Source organism: Idiomarina sp. X4, from assembly GCF_002808045.1.
In the GTDB taxonomy this organism is placed as follows: domain Bacteria; phylum Pseudomonadota; class Gammaproteobacteria; order Enterobacterales; family Alteromonadaceae; genus Idiomarina.
Genome location: NZ_CP025000.1, coordinates 1049375 through 1070022, shown reverse-complemented (window position 1 = coordinate 1070022; position 20648 = coordinate 1049375). Strand labels below are relative to the sequence as shown.

Annotated in this window: 23 protein-coding genes; 21 read left to right on the top strand and 2 right to left on the bottom strand. The window is 48.3% G+C overall.

Translation table 11 applies throughout. The annotated features are described in order from the left end of the window. Positions 1 to 133 precede the first annotated feature (133 nt). Together CWC33_RS05155 and CWC33_RS05150 are read left to right on the top strand one after the other, a co-directional pair. The gene (locus CWC33_RS05155; RefSeq protein WP_100691064.1) at positions 134 to 1198 is read left to right on the top strand and encodes a lysylphosphatidylglycerol synthase transmembrane domain-containing protein; all 1065 of its coding nucleotides are present in this window, start codon (positions 134 to 136) and stop codon (positions 1196 to 1198) included. Further along, positions 1195 to 3417 carry a glycosyltransferase gene (locus CWC33_RS05150; protein ID WP_100691063.1) on the top strand — a complete coding sequence of 741 codons (2223 nt, stop codon included), beginning with the start codon at positions 1195 to 1197 and terminating at the stop codon, positions 3415 to 3417. The genes CWC33_RS05155 and CWC33_RS05150 overlap by 4 nt, the downstream gene beginning before the upstream one ends. Here CWC33_RS05150 and CWC33_RS05145 read toward each other — a convergent pair. Continuing rightward, entirely contained in the window at positions 3414 to 3869 is a 456-nt protein-coding gene (locus CWC33_RS05145) for a DUF3429 domain-containing protein (protein ID WP_100691062.1), read from the bottom strand. The genes CWC33_RS05150 and CWC33_RS05145 overlap by 4 nt on opposite strands. A gap of 61 nt (positions 3870 to 3930) precedes the next feature. Beyond that, entirely contained in the window at positions 3931 to 4356 is a 426-nt protein-coding gene (locus CWC33_RS05140) for a 4'-phosphopantetheinyl transferase family protein (protein WP_129496914.1), read from the bottom strand. A gap of 182 nt (positions 4357 to 4538) precedes the next feature. On the opposite strand from CWC33_RS05140, the gene CWC33_RS05135 reads away from it, so the two are divergent. The 19 genes from CWC33_RS05135 to CWC33_RS05045 are packed head-to-tail and all read left to right on the top strand — an operon-like array spanning position 4539 to position 20640. Next, positions 4539 to 5216 (top strand): beta-ketoacyl synthase chain length factor, encoded by a 678-nt coding sequence (locus tag CWC33_RS05135; RefSeq protein WP_100691060.1) that lies wholly within the window; start codon positions 4539 to 4541, stop codon positions 5214 to 5216. Then, positions 5206 to 6042, top strand: coding sequence for a lysophospholipid acyltransferase family protein (locus CWC33_RS05130; RefSeq protein ID WP_100691059.1), 837 nt, complete (start codon positions 5206 to 5208; stop codon positions 6040 to 6042). The genes CWC33_RS05135 and CWC33_RS05130 overlap by 11 nt, the downstream gene beginning before the upstream one ends. Continuing rightward, the gene (locus CWC33_RS05125; RefSeq protein WP_100691058.1) at positions 5984 to 6253 is read left to right on the top strand and encodes a phosphopantetheine-binding protein; all 270 of its coding nucleotides are present in this window, start codon (positions 5984 to 5986) and stop codon (positions 6251 to 6253) included. Before CWC33_RS05130 ends, CWC33_RS05125 begins: the two co-directional genes overlap by 59 nt. Positions 6254 to 6267: 14 nt before the next feature. Then, positions 6268 to 6519: an acyl carrier protein gene (locus CWC33_RS05120; protein WP_100691057.1), complete on the top strand. Its 252-nt coding sequence runs from the start codon at positions 6268 to 6270 to the stop codon at positions 6517 to 6519. Further along, a complete protein-coding gene (locus CWC33_RS05115; protein WP_100691056.1) occupies positions 6519 to 7067 on the top strand; it encodes a hypothetical protein in 549 nt (182 codons plus the stop codon). Before CWC33_RS05120 ends, CWC33_RS05115 begins: the two co-directional genes overlap by 1 nt. Positions 7068 to 7107: 40 nt before the next feature. After that, positions 7108 to 8409 (top strand): AMP-binding protein, encoded by a 1302-nt coding sequence (locus CWC33_RS05110; protein WP_232709849.1) that lies wholly within the window; start codon positions 7108 to 7110, stop codon positions 8407 to 8409. A gap of 1 nt (position 8410) precedes the next feature. Next, positions 8411 to 8764 (top strand): ApeI family dehydratase, encoded by a 354-nt coding sequence (locus CWC33_RS05105; RefSeq protein ID WP_100691054.1) that lies wholly within the window; start codon positions 8411 to 8413, stop codon positions 8762 to 8764. A gap of 9 nt (positions 8765 to 8773) precedes the next feature. Beyond that, positions 8774 to 9520: a glycosyltransferase family 2 protein gene (locus tag CWC33_RS12670; protein WP_100691053.1), complete on the top strand. Its 747-nt coding sequence runs from the start codon at positions 8774 to 8776 to the stop codon at positions 9518 to 9520. Between the two features lie 3 nt (positions 9521 to 9523). Beyond that, the gene (locus tag CWC33_RS12665) at positions 9524 to 10468 is read left to right on the top strand and encodes an LpxL/LpxP family acyltransferase (protein ID WP_100691052.1); all 945 of its coding nucleotides are present in this window, start codon (positions 9524 to 9526) and stop codon (positions 10466 to 10468) included. A gap of 1 nt (position 10469) precedes the next feature. Next, positions 10470 to 12017, top strand: a complete 1548-nt coding sequence (locus tag CWC33_RS05090; protein WP_100691051.1) for an HAL/PAL/TAL family ammonia-lyase — start codon at positions 10470 to 10472, stop codon at positions 12015 to 12017. Beyond that, a complete protein-coding gene (locus CWC33_RS05085) occupies positions 12014 to 12424 on the top strand; it encodes an acyl-CoA thioesterase (RefSeq protein ID WP_100691050.1) in 411 nt (136 codons plus the stop codon). Before CWC33_RS05090 ends, CWC33_RS05085 begins: the two co-directional genes overlap by 4 nt. Next, positions 12421 to 12957, top strand: a complete 537-nt coding sequence (locus CWC33_RS05080) for a LolA family protein (RefSeq protein WP_100691049.1) — start codon at positions 12421 to 12423, stop codon at positions 12955 to 12957. The genes CWC33_RS05085 and CWC33_RS05080 overlap by 4 nt, the downstream gene beginning before the upstream one ends. Next, on the top strand, positions 12954 to 15188 hold the full coding sequence (locus CWC33_RS05075) for an MMPL family transporter (RefSeq protein WP_100691048.1): 2235 nt from the start codon (positions 12954 to 12956) through the stop codon (positions 15186 to 15188). Before CWC33_RS05080 ends, CWC33_RS05075 begins: the two co-directional genes overlap by 4 nt. Further along, positions 15185 to 16420, top strand: a complete 1236-nt coding sequence (locus CWC33_RS05070; RefSeq protein WP_100691047.1) for an NAD(P)/FAD-dependent oxidoreductase — start codon at positions 15185 to 15187, stop codon at positions 16418 to 16420. The genes CWC33_RS05075 and CWC33_RS05070 overlap by 4 nt, the downstream gene beginning before the upstream one ends. Then, positions 16417 to 17004, top strand: a complete 588-nt coding sequence (locus tag CWC33_RS05065) for a DUF3261 domain-containing protein (protein WP_232709848.1) — start codon at positions 16417 to 16419, stop codon at positions 17002 to 17004. The genes CWC33_RS05070 and CWC33_RS05065 overlap by 4 nt, the downstream gene beginning before the upstream one ends. After that, on the top strand, positions 16994 to 18190 hold the full coding sequence (locus CWC33_RS05060) for a beta-ketoacyl-ACP synthase (protein ID WP_100691046.1): 1197 nt from the start codon (positions 16994 to 16996) through the stop codon (positions 18188 to 18190). The genes CWC33_RS05065 and CWC33_RS05060 overlap by 11 nt, the downstream gene beginning before the upstream one ends. Beyond that, on the top strand, positions 18187 to 18645 hold the full coding sequence (locus CWC33_RS05055) for a hotdog family protein (RefSeq protein ID WP_100691045.1): 459 nt from the start codon (positions 18187 to 18189) through the stop codon (positions 18643 to 18645). The genes CWC33_RS05060 and CWC33_RS05055 overlap by 4 nt, the downstream gene beginning before the upstream one ends. Further along, positions 18635 to 19399 (top strand): 3-oxoacyl-ACP reductase FabG, encoded by a 765-nt coding sequence (fabG, locus tag CWC33_RS05050; protein WP_232709847.1) that lies wholly within the window; start codon positions 18635 to 18637, stop codon positions 19397 to 19399. Before CWC33_RS05055 ends, fabG begins: the two co-directional genes overlap by 11 nt. Further along, positions 19399 to 20640, top strand: a complete 1242-nt coding sequence (locus tag CWC33_RS05045; RefSeq protein ID WP_100691043.1) for a beta-ketoacyl-ACP synthase — start codon at positions 19399 to 19401, stop codon at positions 20638 to 20640. Before fabG ends, CWC33_RS05045 begins: the two co-directional genes overlap by 1 nt. The last annotated feature ends 8 nt before the right edge of the window (positions 20641 to 20648 follow it).

Below are 20648 nucleotides of genomic sequence, written 5' to 3'. Positions count from 1 at the left end.
AGCTTAACGATTAGGTTAAGTTACGCAGAGCGTCATTAACGTATCAATTTGAATTGGCGGTATGTTTTGACATCGCTTTCTTGCAGCTCCATACTTCTAAGCTTTGTGGCGGGGAGCCGGTGGCAAATATCAGATGGTAGCTTCAAGGGAAGAAGGAAAACATTACAAAGCGTCCTGGAAACGCTTAATGCTGTTTAGTGCTTTATTTATCGTACTGACAGCCGCTGGGTTCTACGCCATTTATGATCACTTTTCTAACCGCGAGCTTACCTTCGACTTTCGACTGTTTGCCCCTGAAGTTATCAGCCTGACTATTTTGTTGTTAATAGTGTACTTTGCTGCCGATGGATTACGACTTTATTACACCTTAAGAGCGCTGGGCTACCGTATACCCAAAAGCGCAATGACCAAGCTGGTGTTCATTAATATTTTCTTCTCAAACATTACCCCTATGGCTACGGGGGGCGGCTTTGCGCAAGTGTGGTTTTTGCACCGACATGGTGTGCCTATAGGCAGAGCAACCGCAGCGACAACCATTAGAACCGTATTGGCGATATTCTTTATATTTTCGCTAACGCCGGTGTTTTTGTTGACTCTGGCCCCTTTGCAGCATGAGGCGTTTATCAGCGATATTGGCGGCGCATTGGCAGTCTTTATTGTTCTCTACTTGGCGTTTTTCACTATTGTTCTGCTAAGAGCACACTGGCTGATTGGCCCACTCAGTAAGCTGTTTTTAAGCCTGCATAAGCTGAACTTAATCAGCGAGTCACGGCATCAACGATGGCAGTACAAAGCGCGTCGGGAAATGCTGCGTTTTAGCCGAAGTTTCTCTGAATACTTAAGAGGCTCTAAGTCAGCTATTGCAATGTCGGTAGTCTTTACGGCTGTATTTTTAATCAGTCTTTTCAGTTTCCCGGCACTGCTAATGTGGGGGCTGGGTTATGATGTCAATTACCTTGTCAGCTTAGGCTTGTTGGTCGTTACCACCTTCATTATGTATTTCGCCCCAACCCCTGGCGCATCTGGTATATCAGAAGGTGTTTTTGGCAGTTTCTTTAATGAAATTTTGGCGAATAATCATTTATTGCTAGTCACGTTCAGTTGGCGATTTTTAACGATTTATCTCGGAATGCTGGTCGGCTTAGTTGTTCTGCAAAGGTATCTCGTTAAATCTGTTCAAAAGCAGGATGTATCATGACAAAAACGAAGCTTTTAAAAATCCTGTTTTACTTAAATATCGCCATTATCGTTGGCCTTATTGGTTATAAAATTTACCTGAATTTGGTCACCTCAGAGTTCAAGGCGGAACACACAGACCAGCTGGCTGCCATTAGCGCACGTCTTGAAGGTCAAGACAGTTATAGTTTCGCAGTTGTCGGCAATATTAATAACTCGGTAGGGATATTCGAGCGCCGCATTATTCCTATGCTGAACAAAGACAATATCGACTTTGTTATTTCTGCTGGTAACGCGGTGAGCGGTGGTGGGGAAGATAAATACCGTGCCTTGAGAGGTACATTGTCTCATTTGGACATGCCCTATTTGCTGACGTTCGGCGCTAATGAATACGAAGAGTTTGGAAGTTTTCGTTTTTATGATCACTATGGACCGCATTTCTTCAGTTTCACCGCGGGAAACAGTCGTTTAATCTTTTTGGACAGTACTGGTAAAACACCATGGCAATGGCAGCTACGCTGGCTTAACGATATTTTAAAGGCGGATTCCTCAAAGCACCGCTTCGTTTTTATTGGGCACCCTCCAGTGGAGCCTGAGGATGAATTTATTCTCGCCGAAGAGGAAGACTACCTGCAGCCCGCAGAGTTTCGCTCCGCACTGCAGCAAACACTCAGTAATTACGGCGTCGATAGAGTGTTCTCTTCCAACATCTCTATGTACTCTGAGAGTGAACATAATGGCATACCCTATATTACCACCGGTGGTGCAGGGGGGTTGGTTCTTAATCAGGATGAGAGTTTTTATCACTACGTCAAAGTGACCGTGAACGCCGACGGCAGTGTTGAGCATTCCGTAAAAGAGCTGGAAATTGGTCAGCATCCAATACTGAAGCAATTAGAGAGCTTCTGGTTTTTCATTCATTCTCTGTTTTATGTGGGCTACTTAAATTTCATTCTATTGCTCGCAGTATTCCTGGTTATTAGTACCAAACTCTACAATGCGGTGTTTGTAGGAAAAGACTACTACCCGGATTACGACATTGACCCTGACCCGTGGCTAGGCCGCCAATTAAAAGTGGCGATGTTTACCAACAATTACCTACCGTTCATTGGTGGTGTGCCCATTTCAATTGAGCGTTTGCGCTGCGGTCTGGAAAAGTTAAAAGACACGGTGCTTATTGTCGCGCCTCGTTACAAGAAAAAACAAGAAAAAGAAAAGAACGTGATACGCATGCCATCTATTTTTTCTTTCGGTGAAAAGAGTGAGTTTCGTTTTGCGAATATCTTCTCGTCCGCGGTGCGCAAAAAAGTAAAAGCGTTTAAACCGGATATTATTCACGTGCACCACCCGTTTTGGATCGGTTCGCTCGGCGTCTATATGGCGCGCCGCTTGAAAATACCGGCCGTTTATACTTACCACACGCGACTGGAGCACTACTCGCACTTTGTATTTTTACCCGGCTCGCTGTTCCGCAATATTATTGCGCATTTTTTGGTGCGTCGTTTTGCGAACAAATGCGACGCTGTCATTGTGCCAACCGACTCAACCGAAGAGTACTTGCGTATGATAGGCGTGACGGCATCGACCTATGTGCAGCCGACAGGTATTGAATATGAGCGTTTCCAGCATGTTGAACCAACTGAGGTGGAAAAGCTGAAAAAGCGACTGAACATAAAAGACGAAACGGTTTTTGTAAGTGTGTCTCGGCTGTCGAATGAGAAGAACATCGACTTTATGATAGATGCGCTGGCAGAGCTGAAAAAAAACACTGATAAGCCGTTCAGGCTGCTAATCGTCGGTGACGGGCACCAGAAACAGCGGTTACAAACGAAAATTGATGAGCTCGGTTTAAAGCAAACCATTCAGTTAGTCGGCTCCGTGGCGCCGGAAAAAATGGCCAACTGGTATCAGCTAGGCGACGCCTTCTTGTTCGCGTCTCAGTCAGAAACTCAGGGTATGGTTATTCTTGAAGCGATGGCGGCTGGTTTGCCGGTTGTTGCGGTGCGCTCCAGTGGCATTGACGACGTTGTAGAAGATGGCTTCAACGGCTACAAAACGCCCGCGAGACAAGCGGTTTGGCTAGAGCGAGTGGAACGCCTTCTTAACGACGAAGAGCTACTTGGACAGTTGTCCGGTAACGCCGAAAATTTTGCCAAGGCATACTCTGTTGAACGCTTTAGCCAGGATGTCCGTCACATTTATGCGGAAACCCTGGCTCGTTATCATGAGCATAAGAATTAGAGAATATGGTTTCCGAATACTAACAGTTCGCAAACGATTACCGCTGACGTCAATATTAAGCGGATGCGGTAATACCCCATGTAAGACGTCATGGCGGAGCTTCTTGCCAGCTTCTGTTCAAAGAAAAGCAATATGGCAAATCCCGCCATTTGCAGGCCGAGCGACCAAGCAGATGAGTCGAGTAATAGAGTCAGCCAGGCAAGCAAGGCAAAGACATTACTCAGAATAAGCAGCGCATTCGTTGGCTCACTTTCCGCACGGTGCAGCGCGCGTCCCCACAGGACACCACCAAGAAACGTCAAAATAATTGCACCGTAGGTAATGAGCAAGTTGAGTGGCCGAAAGCCAAATATAGAACCAACCTGCATAAGCTCCGCAAGCGAGCTGACAATAAATGGAACAAGTCCTAAAAATCCGAGTGTGTAAATAAGCTTATTTTTGGCTGTGTTCATAATGAGCGAGTCTTTTTTTGTGTTTTATTTAAGTGTAGAGTAAAGAAAAATAACGACCACTCTACAACCGAATGATTTTAGGTCGTTGAAATTTATCCCTGTTAGCTTCTACGTACGTGCAAACTAAAAAGTTGCTTATCGTTATGTAATGTAGGTTATCGGTAGGCTCGAACGGTTGCGCTAAAATCTCTAGTAACGGCTGTCCCGACGCTTTTGCGTAGGCTTCCGCAAGCGTCCAGCGGTAAAAGAACGCTTCTTTTGTCGTTACTCCCTTCAAAAAAGCGTGCGCATAATGCTCTCGTATACGACGGTAATCTTTATTTGATTCTAAGTTCTCGACATCAACGCCTATGGGGTACGCGGCGGAGTATCCGGCAACGACACAGTTGTTTTTATGGCTAATAGAACAATAGGCGTTAGTATCGGCAATGGACAATTGAGGTGCACCATTGTCATCCTTTTTAACGGAAATATCAGTTTCGGTCACGCCAGCTTCTTGCGCAACTAATTGTTTTAATAGTTTTCTTGCCTCTGAGGACGTTTCTTTGCGGCTTAAGCCGCAAGGGAGTAGCCTATATCCGATAACCATACACAATGTTATATTTTTGAAAGTTGACGCTAAATTCTGTACTATTCCGCATCTTTTTTGAGTACCTGAACAAATACATTATGAGAGTTTCTCAAGCGAGGGTCTTCGTCGCTGATAGTACCTTAGTTACCAGTGAATGTCGTGACCGTTTAAAGCGTGTCCCAGCGTCAATGCGACGTCGTTTGAGCTCGTATTCCAAATTAATTGTAACAGCCATAATAGAGCTTGCAGAAAGGGAAGAAGGTATACATAACATTCCTGTCGTTTTGGCCACACGTCATGGCGACTTGCACCGTACCGAAAAGCTGTTAAGAACATTGGTTCAGGGTGAGGTGTTATCACCGACTCAATTCGGGTTGTCGGTAAATAATGCGGTATTGGGTCAGTACAGTATGGCGGTTGGTAACCAGCAGGCTATGACCACGGTGTCCGGTGGCGAAGAGACTTATCCGTTAGGATGGCTGGAAGCCATTGCACAAGTATCGAATGAGTTTGACCAAGTCTTGCTGGTAGTGGCTGATGAAACGCCGCCTGAAGTATATAAAAAGCAGCAAAATTCGCCGATTCATGCATTCGCTCAGGCGGTTTTACTCGATAGGAATAACGGTCGCGAAGTGATTTTGGATCAATCCGGAGAATCGGCTAAAAACGATGACGCTTACGAGGTCGTCGAAAAGCTTCAACATTGTCTGGAGCAAGGCCAGCAAAGTTTAGTCGTCAACTATGGCAGCAAAGCGTGGAGTTGGCATGTTGATTAGACTCTGGAAGTTTATTAACCGAACCTGGCGTCGTTTAGCGACAGGGCTGTGTTTTGCCATTTTTGGTATTGGTGGCGTGATTTTATCGGTCACGGCATTGCCTGCGCTAAAGCTGGTGTCGGGAGGCAACGAAGAATTGCGTCAAGCGCGAGCAAGACGCTTGGTTCAGCTCACGTTTCGCTGGTTTATTGGTGTCATGAAATGGACGGGCGTGTTCAACTTCGATTTCAAAGCGGCAGAGCAACTTAAACAGGTGAAAGGGCAGGTGATTATTGCGAACCACCCTTGTCTTATTGACGTGGTGGCGCTCATTTCCTTTGTGCCAAACCCTGACTGCGTAGTGAAGTCACATTTGTGGAAGAATCCCTTTATGAAAGGGGTTATTAAATCGACCGGTTATTTAAGTAATGAAGACCCGGATGAGCTGGTGAATGACTGTCAGGAGTCTCTTGAGCAGGGCTGTAACCTGATCATTTTCCCGGAAGGCACACGCACAACGCCAGGCGCAGGAATACGTTTTCAGCGTGGGGCAGCGCATTTAGCCTTGCGAACAAAAGCGAAAGTCACCGCGCTTTGGGTTGACTGCTCGCCCGTGACACTCATTAAAGATGAGATGTGGTATCAGGCACCGAAAGACAAGCCGACACTTTCTGTTCATTACTTGAAAGAAATCGATACCCAGTCTTATCGCAATGAAGAAAAACTGAGTATTGCCGCGCGCCACTTAACGCGTGACTTGCAGAATTACTATGAAAAGGTGTTAGAAGATGACAGACAGTCTGAAGACAGAGATCAAGCACTTGATTATCGAGTCGCTGGATCTTGAAGACGTAGAAGTATCCGATATTAACGACTCGGCAGCGCTATTTGGCGACGACGATGACGGCTTAAACCTCGACTCGATAGATGCATTAGAGTTGGGGCTAGCCATTAAGAAAAAGTTCGATGTGAAGCTGGATGCGAATTCTGCGGAAACGAAAAAGCACTTCTACAGCGTGGATACGCTGGCTGACTTTGTTGCAGAAAACCGTGGTTGATTAACGAGGGAAAGATGAAAACGAAAGACGAAGTATACGCCAGGCTCAGCCAAATTCTTGAAGAGGATTTCGAGATAGAGTCGGATGACATTTCATTAGACGCCAACTTATACGAAGATTTAGACCTCGACTCGATCGATGCAGTGGATCTGGTCGTTAAGCTACGCGAAATAACGGGTAAGAAAATTAGCCCGGATGCCTTCAAAGCCGTGCGCACGGTTGAAGATGTTGTTAACGAAGTTTATAAGCTTGTTCACGGCGAATAATGAAACCCTTGCTGCGCGCTTTAATCAGTTTAATGCTGATTGCCTACCCACTATTAGTCTGGTGGTTAGCGCAGCAAGGATTGACTGACGGCCTGCTGTTTTTACTCCTCGCGGTACTGCTGTTACAAGTGGTTGTGCAGGGAGTAAAGGCTCCCAAAAGCTGGCTCTCAGTAGCGGTTCTTATTGTTGTTACTATCACTTTTTTGCTGACCGATCAGTTGACCAGCGTTTTGCTCTATCCTGTTTGGATGAATGTCGCAATGTTGACTGTGTTCTCGCTGTCTTTGTGGTTTAAACCCGCCGTTATCACACGTCTGGCTCGCTTAATGGAGGGGGAACTATCGGAAAAAGCCGTTGCTTATACTGAAAAGGTGACCTTGGTATGGATAGGTTTTTTCCTCATAAATGGTGCGGTTTCGCTTGCCACTGTGCTCTATGGCGATATGGATATCTGGAGCCTTTATAACGGGTTTATCGCCTACGTTCTGATGGGCTTATTGTTTGCTATTGAATGGAGTGTGCGTCGTGTTGTTAAAGACAGACACTGACCGCTGGAAACTGTCCTTTCGGGCGCCGACGACAGCTTGTATGCAAACGTCGCAGGGTGAAGTGGACGCTGAACAATGGCTTGCGGAAGTGTATGGCGCAGTAAAGTGGCTTGAGAGTCATGCCGGCAGAGTACTTTTGTACCGCCGTGACTTATATGAGTTCAGCGTTTGGCTTTTCGCACTGTTGAGCCTGGGGCGCGATATTGTACTGCCTTCCAATGATAAACCAGCCACTTTAGCTGAACTGAGCGAGAGTTATGATGTGCTGCCACCATCAGCTTTGCCTGGCCTTGATAAGTACCCAGAAGCGCTGGTGCTTAGTGGCACGTTAGACAGTCAATTGACATTTTTCACCTCAGGCAGCAGCGGTAAGCCTAAGCCTGTTATTAAAACAGTTCGCCAGTTGTTCAATGAAGTTGAGACTCTGGAAGCGACCTTCGGTGAATGGATAGCGGATAGCCGAATACTTTCTACTGTGACACATCAACATATTTATGGCTTGCTGTTTACCGCGCTTTGGCCGTTGGCGAGTGGTCGGGTCGTTAATACGCAGCTCGTTGAATACCCAGAGCAGCTTGCCGAGGTGCTAGCGGGCGACGGTCGGCGCCATGTATTGGTCGGCAGTCCTGCGCATTTGCAGAGACTGGATAACCTGGATGAACTTAGCACACATAAGAAAAAGCTAATCGCCGTGTTTTCCTCAGGTGGGCCGCTGCCAAGCCAGGTTCCTGTCGACTTTAAGAAGCACCATTTAGCGGTGCCTATTGAAGTGTATGGCAGTACAGAAACCGGAGGGATCGCCTGGCGTCAGCGCGATGACGAAGGAGACACTTTTAGGCCGCTGTTAGGGGTGAAAGTCAGAGTAACGGAAGCTGGCGTATTAGCTGTGAAGTCGCCCCATTTAAGGTTCCCTGAGGATGAGTTTATTTCCGAGGATAGGGTTAAACTTGAGCCGAACGGGCATTTCCAGTTACTGGGCAGAAAAGACACCGTCGTGAAAGTTGCTGAGAAACGAGTGTCATTAAATGAAGTTGAAGTTTTTGCGGTTCAGCATGACTGGGTAAGCCAGGTGAAAGCCTGTTTGCTTGAAGGTAAACGACATGAAATTGGCTTGGTTATAGTACTAAGCGATGTAGGCAAAGAAGCACTCGATAGTGAAGGTCGCTTCTCCGTTCGACAGGCATTAAGACACCATCTACAACAACGGTTTGAAAAAGTTGTCGTCCCCAAACGGTTTCGGTATGTTGCCGCGTTTCCAATTAACGAGACGGGTAAAGTAACCCAGGCTGCACTGCAAAACCTCTTTACCGATACAGGAAGCGACACAGGAAGGAATGACTGAAATGAAAACGCAGCTACCGGAATTTTTATCACTAAATGAACGAGCGAACGATGCTGATAAGCCTGAAATAGTCGGTCAATTTCGGTTAAGTGAGGACTGCATCTATTTACAGGGACATTTTCCGTCGGCGCCTATTTTGCCAGGTGTAACGCAGCTTGATTGGGTGGTACAGCTGGCATCGCAGTATTGGTCTACGCCGGTCAGTATTCAACGCGTCGAGGTGTTAAAGTTCAACGATATGATTTTACCCGGTGCGGAGGTAGATTTGGTGATACAACGTAAGCGTGAGGACTGCATTACGTTTAGCTATAAGAAGGGTGACCAGGCGCTATCGTCTGGCCGCTTGGTGTTTTAGGTGACCGCTATGCCTGATCCAAGATTTTGTTTTCTTATTCCTATTTATAACCACCACCGTACTATCGAAGCAACGGTGGAGAAGCTGTTGAACTATGCACTGCCTATTATTATTGTTGACGATGGTTCTAACGAAGCGACAAAAAAAGTGCTGTCCCAACTCGCTGAGCGTTTTGCATCAGCGGTGTTGCTGCATACATTGCCATCAAATAGCGGTAAAGGCGGAGCCTGTTTAGCGGGGTTCAGGGTTGCCTCAGAGCAAGGCTACACTCACGCTCTTCAAATTGATGCCGACGGGCAACATGACAGCACTGATATTCCCCAGTTTTTAGAGCTTGCTAAGCAACAGCCTGACGCGCTCATTAGCGGACATCCTCAGTATGATGACTCCATGCCTACGGCGCGCCGGATTGGACGAAAGATCACCCATTTTTGGGTGCATATTGAAACGCTTTCTATGTCAGTCAAAGACACCATGTGCGGATTTCGAGTCTATCCGTTAGCGGCTACCACTGAACTTATGGATAAGGTCAACATCGGTACGCGCATGGATTTTGACATTGAGATTATGGTCAGGCTTTATTGGCGTGGGGTGCCGGTGTTGTTTATTCCGACTAAGGTTATTTACCCCGAGCAGGGTCAGTCACATTTCAGGGCGTTTCAAGACAATGTGAAAATATCCTGGCTGCATACGCGGCTGTTTTTCGGCATGCTGCCCCGCATACCAATGTTGTTGGCGCGACGGTTTAAGAGTTAAGTCATGACTGATAAGCACTGGGCAAAAACAGAAGAACGAGGCAGTTATTGGGGCATTTTGTTTGTCCTGAGAGCTTATCAGTATGGCGGACATTGGCTGATGCGTTTGGTGTTGGCACCGGTCATTACCTATTTCTTTTTAACGGGTAAAGCATCGCGGCGAGCGTCGTGCCAGTTTTTAAAGCGAGTCCATGAATTTGCGGGCGCCGAGAGCCCGTTTACCAAGCCGCCGGGTTGGCGGCAAAGCTGGTATCATTTTTGGCAGTTTGGCTTGCACGCCTTAGAAAAAATCGATGCCTGGGTCGGTAAGTCACCAAAGTATACCGTACGAAATTGTGGCGATACGCAGTTCGCAGATCTGGAAAAAAGACCGGAAGGTGGACTACTGATAGGTAGCCATTTAGGCAACTTAGAGATTGCTCGGGCAATGGCTGGTAAAAAATACAGTCGACGCTTGAATGTGCTGGTGTTCACCCAGCATGCTCAGTCGTTCAACAAAGCATTAAAAGCCGTTAACCCGAAGGCGGATGTTGACCTGATTCAGGTCACTGACATTGATATGGGGCTGGCCATTATGCTTAAGGAGCGTATCGATAACGGCGAGTATGTCGTTATTGTTGGTGACAGAACCTCGGTAACGGCGCCTCAGCAGTCAGTGAGCCATGACTTTTTGGGGCTGTCAGCGCCCTTTGCTTTGGGGCCGTGGATATTAGCGAGCGTGTTAGAATGCCCCGTGTACTTTTTATTCTGTTTGAAGAATCCGGAAGACGGCAACTACGATCTGTATTTAAATTTCGCTTGTGGGCAGTTAAAGCTTCCGAGAAAAAGTCGGCAAGAGGCCCTGCAACCGGTGCTGAAGCAATACGCCGAGCAATTAGAGCAACTCGCTATTCGCTACCCATACCAGTGGTTTAATTTTTTTGATTTTTGGCATAAGGACAGTCAGTAGTATGACGACATCAACGGTTTCTTTTGGCGAGCAGCCAGTCACCATAAAAGACATTGTAGCGCTTGCTAATAAAGAGGCGATAGCGACTCTGAGTCAGGCACCGGAGTTTGTTGCCCGAATTGACGCCGGTGTTCGTTTCCTCGATGACCTGTTAGAGCAAGATGGCGTCATTTATGGTGTGACGACCGGTTATGGTGACAGCTGCACGGTGTCCGTGCCTGAAAGTTTGGTGTCCGAACTGCCTATTCATTTAACGCGCTTCCATGGTTGCGGCTTGGGTGATTATTTCAACGAGCAGGAAACCCGCGCTATTTTAGCTGTGCGCCTTGCGTCTTTGACTCAGGGTTACTCAGGCGTCAGCTGGCCGCTGTTAGAGCGTCTGGTCTTGATGCTGAATGAGAACATGCTGCCGCTTATTCCAAAAGAGGGTAGTGTGGGAGCCAGTGGCGATTTAACGCCGCTGTCTTATATTGCCGGCGCTTTAATTGGCGAGAGGGATGTGCGTTTTAAAGGAGCGGTTATGCCAAGTACCGAAGCCTTTGAAGCACTCGGTGTTGAACTGCATACGCTGCGTCCTAAAGAGGGCCTGGCGATTATGAACGGCACGGCGGTGATGACGGCATTGGCATGTTTGGCCTGGGATCGTGCCGACTATTTAACCCGCCTGTCCAGTCGTATTACGGCGTTAGCCAGCATTGCGTTAGATGGTAACTCAAACCATTTTGACGAACTGCTGTTTGCCGTTAAGCCGCATAAAGGCCAGCAACAAGTCGCCAAGTGGATACGTGACGACTTGAATCATCATGAGCATCCGCGTAATTCATCCAGATTGCAGGATCGCTACTCCATTCGCTGTGCGCCGCATATTATTGGTGTGTTGAAAGACGCCTTGCCGTGGTTCAAAGAAACCATTGAAAACGAGCTGAACAGCGCTAACGATAACCCGATTATTGACGGCATTGGCGAGCATGTTTTGCATGGAGGTCATTTTTACGGCGGTCACATTGCGATGGTCATGGATTCGATGAAAGCGGCGGTAGCGAACTTAGCCGATTTGCACGACCGTCAAATGGCGTTGTTACTTGATACGAAAATGAATCATGACCTGCCATCGAATTTGTCGGCTGCAGAAGGCAACAGAAAAGCAATTAACCATGGCTTTAAGGCCGTGCAAATTGGTTGTTCTGCCTGGGCGGCGGAAGCATTGAAGTTGACCATGCCGGCGAGCGTATTCTCACGCTCGACTGAGTGTCATAATCAGGACAAAGTTAGTATGGGTACGATAGCTGCGCGTGACTGTATACGGGTACTGGAGTTAACGGAACAAGTGACCGTGGCGACCTTGCTGGCGGCTTATCAGGGCAGTGTTTTACGTGAACGTATGGCAGGGAAATTGCGTGAAACCGGGCCCGAGTTAGCGGCAATGCGAGAGTCGTTAGCTGCTGACTTTGAATTACTCGTGGAAGATAGGCCGCTGGAGCACGAGCTTAGATCCTGGCTGGAAAAAGTTCGCAGCAAACCATGGAACCTGTATGGGGAGTCCGCATGAAACAAGCCAGCTTAACCATTAACGTGCCATTTTTTGACGTCGATGCTATGCAAGTAGTTTGGCACGGTCATTACATTAAATACATTGAAATGGCGCGTAGCGAGTTGCTGAGAACTTTCGACTACGATTATCCGACGATGGAAGCGAACGGGCACCTGTGGCCGATAGTCGACTTACGCCTGAAGTATGTTGCGTCGGCGACTTACGGTCAGGATATTCGCGTGACGGCAACACTCGCCGAGTGGGAGCACCGGCTGAAGATGAATTACGAAATTCGCTGTGTTGACACCGGTGAATTACTGACTAAGGCGACCAGTGTGCAAGTGGCTGTCTGTAAAAACACCAAAGAAATGCTGTTCGAGTCGCCGGACATTGTGTTTGAAAAGCTGGGGGTCACGCGCTCATGATCCGTTTGCTCAGTTTATTGTTGGCTTTGGTTGTCTCAGCATGGGTTGGGGCCGCACAGGAAACGTCGCAACAGGCACTGACAATGCTTTCGAAGCAGGCTCAACCGTTACCGCTGACGGTCACCTTCGAGCAACGAAAGTATCTGGCAGGCTTGCCGCGAGCACTGGTGAGTTCCGGCAAAATCACCATTAAGGAAGATGAAATTCTTTGGCAGACCCAAAAGCCACAAACGCAAACGTTAAAAATAACGGAACAGGGGATTTTTAAAGGCTCCGAGCAAACCTCGGCAACGGGCAGTGAAACCATTGCTGAGTTGTTGTTGGCGATTCTTCAGCAGGACCAAGCGGTGCTGAGCCAGCAGTTTAGCTTAAGTCTGGACGGAAACTGCGTAGAAATGACGCCGAACTCCGAGGTGCTGGTTAACGTCATGCAACGTATTTTGAGTTGTGGTGAGGGCCGGGTTGAACGTGTCGAGCTGCATGAAGCCAACGGTAATAAAACCGAAATCGATTTTGCTGAGGCGGCGCAGTGATACGGGTATTCCGGGTTGTCTTACTGTTGATATTTTTGGGCCTATTGGTGGCTGGCATAAGTCACCAGCTACCCAAAACAAGTTGGCAAAGTAGTCTGGCCGATGCCTTACCCAATCAAGTGTCAGAAACCCAGCGTGCCTATCTTGAGAGCCAGCAACCCAACACGCAGCAACTCCTGATTGCGTTTGAGCAGCGCACAGATAGCACCAGTGACTTGCTGACCAAGGTTGAGAATGAAGTCGATTCACTGTTAACCACTCAGCCGGCATTAAAGCGTGCGGAGCTTACGGATACTAAAACGCTTTTAGCGTTTTATAAAGAACACGCAGGCCTGTTGGCGACGGTCAGCGACACCCGTCGCTTGCATAAAAAACAGTACAGTGAGCTCATTAAAGACGCGCAAAGTCTGCTGCAAAGTCCTGAGCCGATTCTTGTTCCAATCACCCGCGATCCATTGTTGCTTACTCAAAATTATATTAAGCACCTACCCGATCTAATGCCCGGATATAAAAGTTATCGTGGATTGTACAGCCGCACGCAGGGAGATATCGTGCAAGTGCTAGTGCCTCTGCAGATAGCTGGCGATGCTCTCAGTATTAATGAAACACAAGAAGTGGTTGCTCAGCTCAACGGACTTATCGCGTCAGTTAAGCAAGCTGAGAGTGGCATAACAAGCTATCGGAGTGGTTTGATATTTCACGCCGACGCGGGCGCAAAACAAGCCAAACAGGAAATGACCTGGTTTGGTGGGCTGTCTTTATTGCTGGTGCTCAGTGTGTTGATTTGGGTATTTCGATCCGCTTTTCAACTGCTTTATACGTTGGTGTTATTGGCTGTTGCGTCTGCATTTGGGCTACTGGCCACTCTATTTTGGTCGACGTCGCCACACGTGCTGATGTTGGTATTTGCAACCAGCTTTATTGGACTTTGCATTGACTACGTCATTCATGGGTTTATCGCGAGAAGTCACGGGGAAAAAGCCTGGAAGACACTCATGCCGGCACTTTGGCTGGGTGGTTTAACGACCATTACCGGTTATGTTTTATTGCTCGCGGTACCCTTGCCCTTGTTACAGCAGCTTGGCGTATTTATGGCGACGGCATTATTGAGTGCGGTTCTGTTGGTGTCTATTACTTTACCTTGGTTGCCAGAGCCGAAGCAGCCGCAAGTTAAGTGGCAGCGGTTTTGCGCAAAAGCAGAGAAGGCGTATCACCAGGCACGACAGCGGTTGCCTAAACGCTGGCTAACCGTATTGCCTGTGGTCACCGTTATCGTGTTGATTGCGGCTTATGTGTCTAATGACAATGTGCGCCTACTTGCCAGCTCGCCAAAAGCGCTGTTGGAAGAAGAAAATTATTTACGTGAACATACCGCATTTTACTTCAGCCCAGAGGTTATTTTAGTGTATGGCGATACTCGCCAGCAGGCACTGGAGCGTACAACGGACGTTGCTAATAGCTTTCATGCTATTGGTATTACGGACTATTACCAACCGGCGTCACAGCAAAAGGATTTAATTAAGCAGGAGCAACGACTGTTTCGGTCTGATGAGGGCGCTGCGTACTTGCAGTGGTTGGGTATATCGGCGCCAACGCTGAACCCTACAGAACACGTTCATCCATTGGAAAGTCAGTTCCTCTATCCATTCAATGAAGGGTGGTTAAGTGTGGTGCGGTTAAAGCAGGAACATAACGCACCCAACCTTGAGAATAAGCCTTGGGCAGAACCATTTAATCCAATAGAGCACGCCTCGAATGCGTTGGGGGAATATCGGCAATCCATGCAGCTTTGGTTAGGGGCTTTGTTGCTTTTAAGCTTTTTCATATTGATGCTGTTTCTGAACCGTAAAGCGCCATTTAAAGTGCGGGCAAAAGCGTCATGGCAGGTGTTCAGCGTTATTTTATTGTCGGTGTCGACGGCGTTGCTTATTGCTCAGTTAAGTCAGCCCCTGAACCTATTTCACTGGATAGGTGCCATGTTTGTGCTGGTGCTGAGCATTGATTACGGGGTGTTCTGCGCTGGTCGTCTGCAACGTGCGCATGCATTGCAGGCCATTTACTTGTCGGCTTTAACCACACTTGTTGCTTTTGGTGCGTTGACGTTTAGCTCAACACCGGCCATTGCTGCATTTGGCAAGGTTGTCATGATAGGTGTATTAGTGAGTGTGCTGTTTTGCCCGTTGATAACCGGTGCAGCAACCAAAGAGAGTAAAAAGGAAGAAGTACAATGAAGGACCAAATTTATGATGTTGCTATTGTCGGTGCAGGCCCATCGGGTGCGACCGCCGCAGCAATGCTGGCGGACGCCGGAAAAAAAGTGCTGGTTATTGAGCGCCAGCAGTTTCCTCGTTTTTCCATTGGCGAAAGCCTACTACCGCAGTGCATGACGTACTTACAGGAGGCAGGATTAGAGAGTCTGGTGGCGAGCAATGCTGATGACTCAGGCTTTCAGTTTAAAAATGGTGCGGCTTTTTATCATCAGGGGCAACACGTCAACTTCGACTTTAGGCAAAAGTTCAGTGAGGGGCCCGGCACGACGTTTCAGGTGAAAAGAGAGCGATTTGACCAGCTGTTGATTCAGGGGGCAGAGGATAAAGGCGCTCAGGTTGAGCACGGTGTGACATTAACGGGTATCGACTTTTCGTCTTCTGAGCAGGTCGTATTGGAAGCAGCGACAGACACTGAAACTGTTGAGATAAAAACGCGTTTTGTACTGGATGCAAGCGGCTTTGGTCGGGTATTACCGAGATTGTTGTCGCTGGAGTCGCCGTCAGACTTTCCGGTTCGGCAGGCGGCATTCTGTCACGTGAAATCAGATTTGGCGGGTGGTAACTTCGACCGTAACCAAATACTTATTACGGTCCACCCGACCAATCCCGGAATTTGGTACTGGCTGATTCCCTTCGCCGATGGCACCGCGAGTATTGGCGTAGTCGGTGAAGAAAAGTTATTTGTACAGTACGAAACGCCTGCTGATAAATTATGGAATATGGTTAAGGAAGAGCCGTATTTACTTGAGGTACTGGGCAATCACCAAGTCATCCGGGCCGAGCAGTGTATTACCGGCTATTCCGCAAACGTAAACCGTCTTTATGGCGACCGTTTCGCACTGTTGGGCAACGCCGGTGAGTTTCTGGATCCGGTGTTTTCGTCCGGCGTAACAATCGCAATGAAGTCGTCATCGCTGGCGGTACCACTGGTATTAAAAGAGCTGGACGGACAAAAGCAAGACTGGGAAAACGACTTCAGCAAGCCGTTACGCGTTGGTATTTCGACGTTCAGAACCTTTGTGGAAGGATGGTATGATACGCGTTTTCAGAAAGTGATTTTTTATCCGGAACAGCAGCAACAAGTGAAAGAAATGATCAGTTCTATTTTAGCCGGCTATGCCTGGGATACAAAAAATCCTTATGTTGCAGAGAGCGAGCGCCGCTTAAACGTATTAGCGGAGCTTTGCGCGTGACCAGTGTTTTTCGATGCGTAACGCTAGCCTTAATGCTTTTAGCTGTTGCGGGTTGTGCGACTTTGGAGGGGAAAGACCGTTTGCAGGTACCGGTGGGCACAGGGTATTACAGTTTACAGTGGCAGTGGCCGGGTGAGCCGGTACAGATATGGCAAGACATTCGGTGGTCACCAAAAGCGCAACAGGCGAAAAATCGAGAGTTTGTTGTTTCTGTTTTGCTAGAAAATGAACGCTTGTTACTTGTGGCATTGTCGCCACTGGGGAATGAGCTGTTTCGGTCTGAACTCACTGCCTCCGGACATAGGTTTAAAGGCTCGGAATTTCTTGAGGAACCCAGAGTTGCGCTGCAAGTCTGGGCGGATATGCAACTCTCTCTATGGCCGCTAGAAACAGTGAACGCTCACTTGTCTTCGCTGACATTAAAGCAAACGAGTAGTCGCAGAACGATAACCGATAATGGCGAGTTGATTTGGTCTTCTGGTGTGCAAATGAATACAAACGGCAAAATACAGAATAACCAACGGGACTATGAGCTGACCGTCAACACCCTACAGTACGAAGTGTTAAACAACGATGAAAATTAGCCTCAGTAAGCCAGGCGCGGTCTGCGCTGCGGGAATGACATGCGATGACATTTGGTCTGCTGCGCTTGCGGGAGATAATACCGGTTTGTCATTGGCGAATGACACGCTTAACGACGGTAGTGACTATTACCACGGCAAAATTACTGATGATAAATTGCCGGCGTTGAGTGAACTTCCGGTTGCTATGCAAACCCGCAACAACCAACTGCTGCTTGGCGCTTTAAAGCAAATTGAGGCACCACTTAAGACGTTGATCAATCAAGTCGGTGCACACCGTGTTGCCGTGGTGTTAGGTACCAGTACATCTGGTATTGCGTCAGGAGAAGAGGCGCTGGCTCACCACGAAAAACAGGGTGAGTTGCCAGAGAGTTTCCACTACAAAATGCAGGAAATGGTCGCGCCAGCGGAGTGTCTGGCTATGCTCATGGGCATCGAGGGACCCGCTTACGGTATCTCGACAGCTTGCTCATCGAGCGCAAGAGCCTTTATGAGCGCACGCTCTTTACTGGCGTCTGGGGTTGCTGACGCTGTCGTTGTGGGCGGTGTTGACTCCTTATGCAAGCTGACTCTGAATGGGTTTAAAGCATTGGAGTCGATGTCTTCAGAGCCTTGTAATCCGTTTAGCGTCAATCGTAACGGCATTACGATTGGTGAAGCTGCTGGACTATTTATTGCTACGCGTGCCGAAGACAACTTGCAGGATGAGCCGGTGTGTCTTACCGGCGCGAGGTCGACCTCCGATGCGCACCATATGTCAGCGCCGCATCCGGAAGGACGAGGCGCCATTGCTGCTATGCAAGGTGCGCTGACAGAGGCTGGCGTTGATGTCAGTGAGTTGAGCTATATCAACCTGCACGGTACTGCGACGCCGCTGAACGACAAGATGGAGGCGCATGCGGTCACCGAACTCGGCTTGCAGCATATACCGGCCAGTTCAACCAAGGCATTAACGGGGCACACGTTGGGAGCGGCTGGCGCAATAGAAGCCGTGATGTGTTGGCTAGCGCTGTCAAAACAAAGCGGGTTGCCTAAGCATGCCTGGGACAGACAGACGGACTCTGACATTCAGCCGCTCAATCTGTATCAAGGTGAATCGCTTGCTAAACCGGTTAAACACTGTTTAAGCAACTCGTTTGCGTTTGGCGGAAATAATGTTTCGCTTGTATTTAGTAAGGGTGAACAGTGACATATACACTTAATGAATTAATTAAGCACCAACCGCCAATGAAGCTCATTGACGAATTGGTATCGGTGGAGGACATAAAAGGACGTTGTCGATTGACAGTTACCGAAGATAATCTGTTTTATAATGACGCCTTAAAAGGTCTACCCGCCCATGTCGGCATTGAACTCATGGCACAGAGCATTGCCGCCGTTGCCGGTAACCGCCACAAAAGCCAGGGTGACGATATTAAGTTAGGTTTTTTACTTGGAACTCGGAAGTACACCTGTGACGTTGAGCATTTCGAACTGGGGCAAAGCTATGATGTTGACGTTGAAGAAATTCACGTTGAAGAATCTGGTTTGAGTGTGTTTGAGTGCTTTATTTCTCAGCAAGAGGCTGTCGTAGCCAAAGCGAGGCTCAATGTGTATCAGCCTCCCGATGAAAAAGCATTTATAGAGGAAAATTATGGCGACTAAGATGGCGACAAAAGAAGCTAGCGATAACAGTCATCGCGTTTTAGTAACAGGCTCTGGTAAAGGGATTGGGCGCGCTATTGCATTGCAGCTTGCCGGGGACGGTTATGATGTTGCGGTGCATTGCCGTTCTGATCGCGCATCTGCCGAGAAGGTGGTGGCTGAAATTGAAGCGTTGGGGCAGCAAGCGTCACTTTTAGTCTTTGATGTTAGTGACCGAGCAGCCGCCAGAGAGACTATTGAAAACGATATTGAACAACACGGTGCCTATTATGGTGCGGTGTGCAACGCTGGGGTTACTCGTGACGGTGCTTTCCCGTCGCTGACCGATGACGACTGGGACAGCGTTCTGGAAACGAACTTAGGTGGTTTCTATAACGTGTTGCACCCGCTTATTATGCCAATGATTCAAAAGCGTCAAGGCGGCCGCATCGTAACTATCGCCTCTGTATCAGGCATTGCCGGCAACCGGGGGCAAGTGAATTACAGTGCCTCGAAAGGCGGTGTTATTGCAGCAACGAAGGCGCTGGCATTGGAAGTGGCAAAGCGCAAAATCACCGTGAATTGTGTCGCGCCAGGACTCATTGAAACGGATATGACAGAAGAGCTTGAGCACGAAAAACAAATCATGTCGATGATTCCGCTACGTCGAGCGGGCAAGCCAGAAGAAGTTGCCGGTTTAGTCGGTTACTTGTTCCAGCCTTCGGCGGCGTATATCACGCGCCAAGTCTTCTCAGTGAATGGTGGGTTAGTGTAATGAAACGGGTTGTCGTAACAGGGATGGGCTGCGTCACTGCCTTTGGTGATAACTGGCAGGATTTTCGTCAACAGTTAGAGGCGGGTAAAAATGCGGTCGTCACTATGCCGGAGTGGGAGCGCTTTGAAGGCTTAAATACGCGCTTAGCTGCACCCATTCAACCACCTTTTAAAAAGCCGAAGCATTATTCGCGTAAAGCGGTGCGCTCAATGAGTACCGTCAGTTTGATGGCAACCCGAGCCACAGAAGTGGCGCTAGAAGACGCCGGGCTACTGAATGATGACTGCATTACCGATGGGCGTTGCGGCGTCGCTTATGGCTCGTCTACGGGCGATACCGAACAGATGAAAATTTTTGGCAACATGTTGTCCACAGGTGACATGACCGGCTTGAATGCGACGACTTACATAAAAAGCATGGGCCATACTACGGCGGTGAACTTGGGTGTTTTTTATGGCGTAAAAGGTCGGGTGCATACCACTAGCTCAGCCTGTACGTCGGCGTCGCAAGGTCTTGGCTATGCTTATGAAGCCATTCGCTATGGTCATCAGAAAGTGATGATTGCCGGTGGTGCCGAAGCGTTATGTCCATCAGAGGGCGTGGTCTTTGATACCTTGTACGCGACCAGCACGCGTAATGATGAGCCAGAGAGTACGCCGCGACCGTTCGATAAAAACCGCGATGGTCTGGTAATAGGCGAAGGCGCGGGTACCTTCATACTGGAAGAATTAGACCATGCGCTTGAACGAGGCGCCCCTATTTACGCTGAGTTAGTCGGTTTTGGTACCAACTCAGACGGCGCTCACGTGACTCAGCCGACGGCTGAGACAATGGCTGTCGCTATGAAGCTAGCGCTGGAACAAGCGCAACTGAGTCCTGATGCTATTGGGTATGTGAATGCGCACGGAACAGCGACTGATCGTGGCGACGTTGCTGAGTCGAATGCGACCGCGTCTGTTTTTAGTCGTGCCGTGCCCATTAGCTCGTTAAAGAGTTACTTAGGACATACCCTCGGTGCGTGCGGCACTATCGAAGCCTGGGCATCCATAGAAATGATGAAGGACAAGTGGTTCGCACCGACGATCAATTTAAATGACGTCGATGACGAGTGCGGAAAGCTGGATTACATTACAGGTGAAGGACGCGAGCTTGATACTGACTATGTCATGACAAACAATTTTGCTTTTGGTGGTATTAATACATCACTGATTTTTAAACGTTGGAATAACTCTAATAAATAAGGAAATAC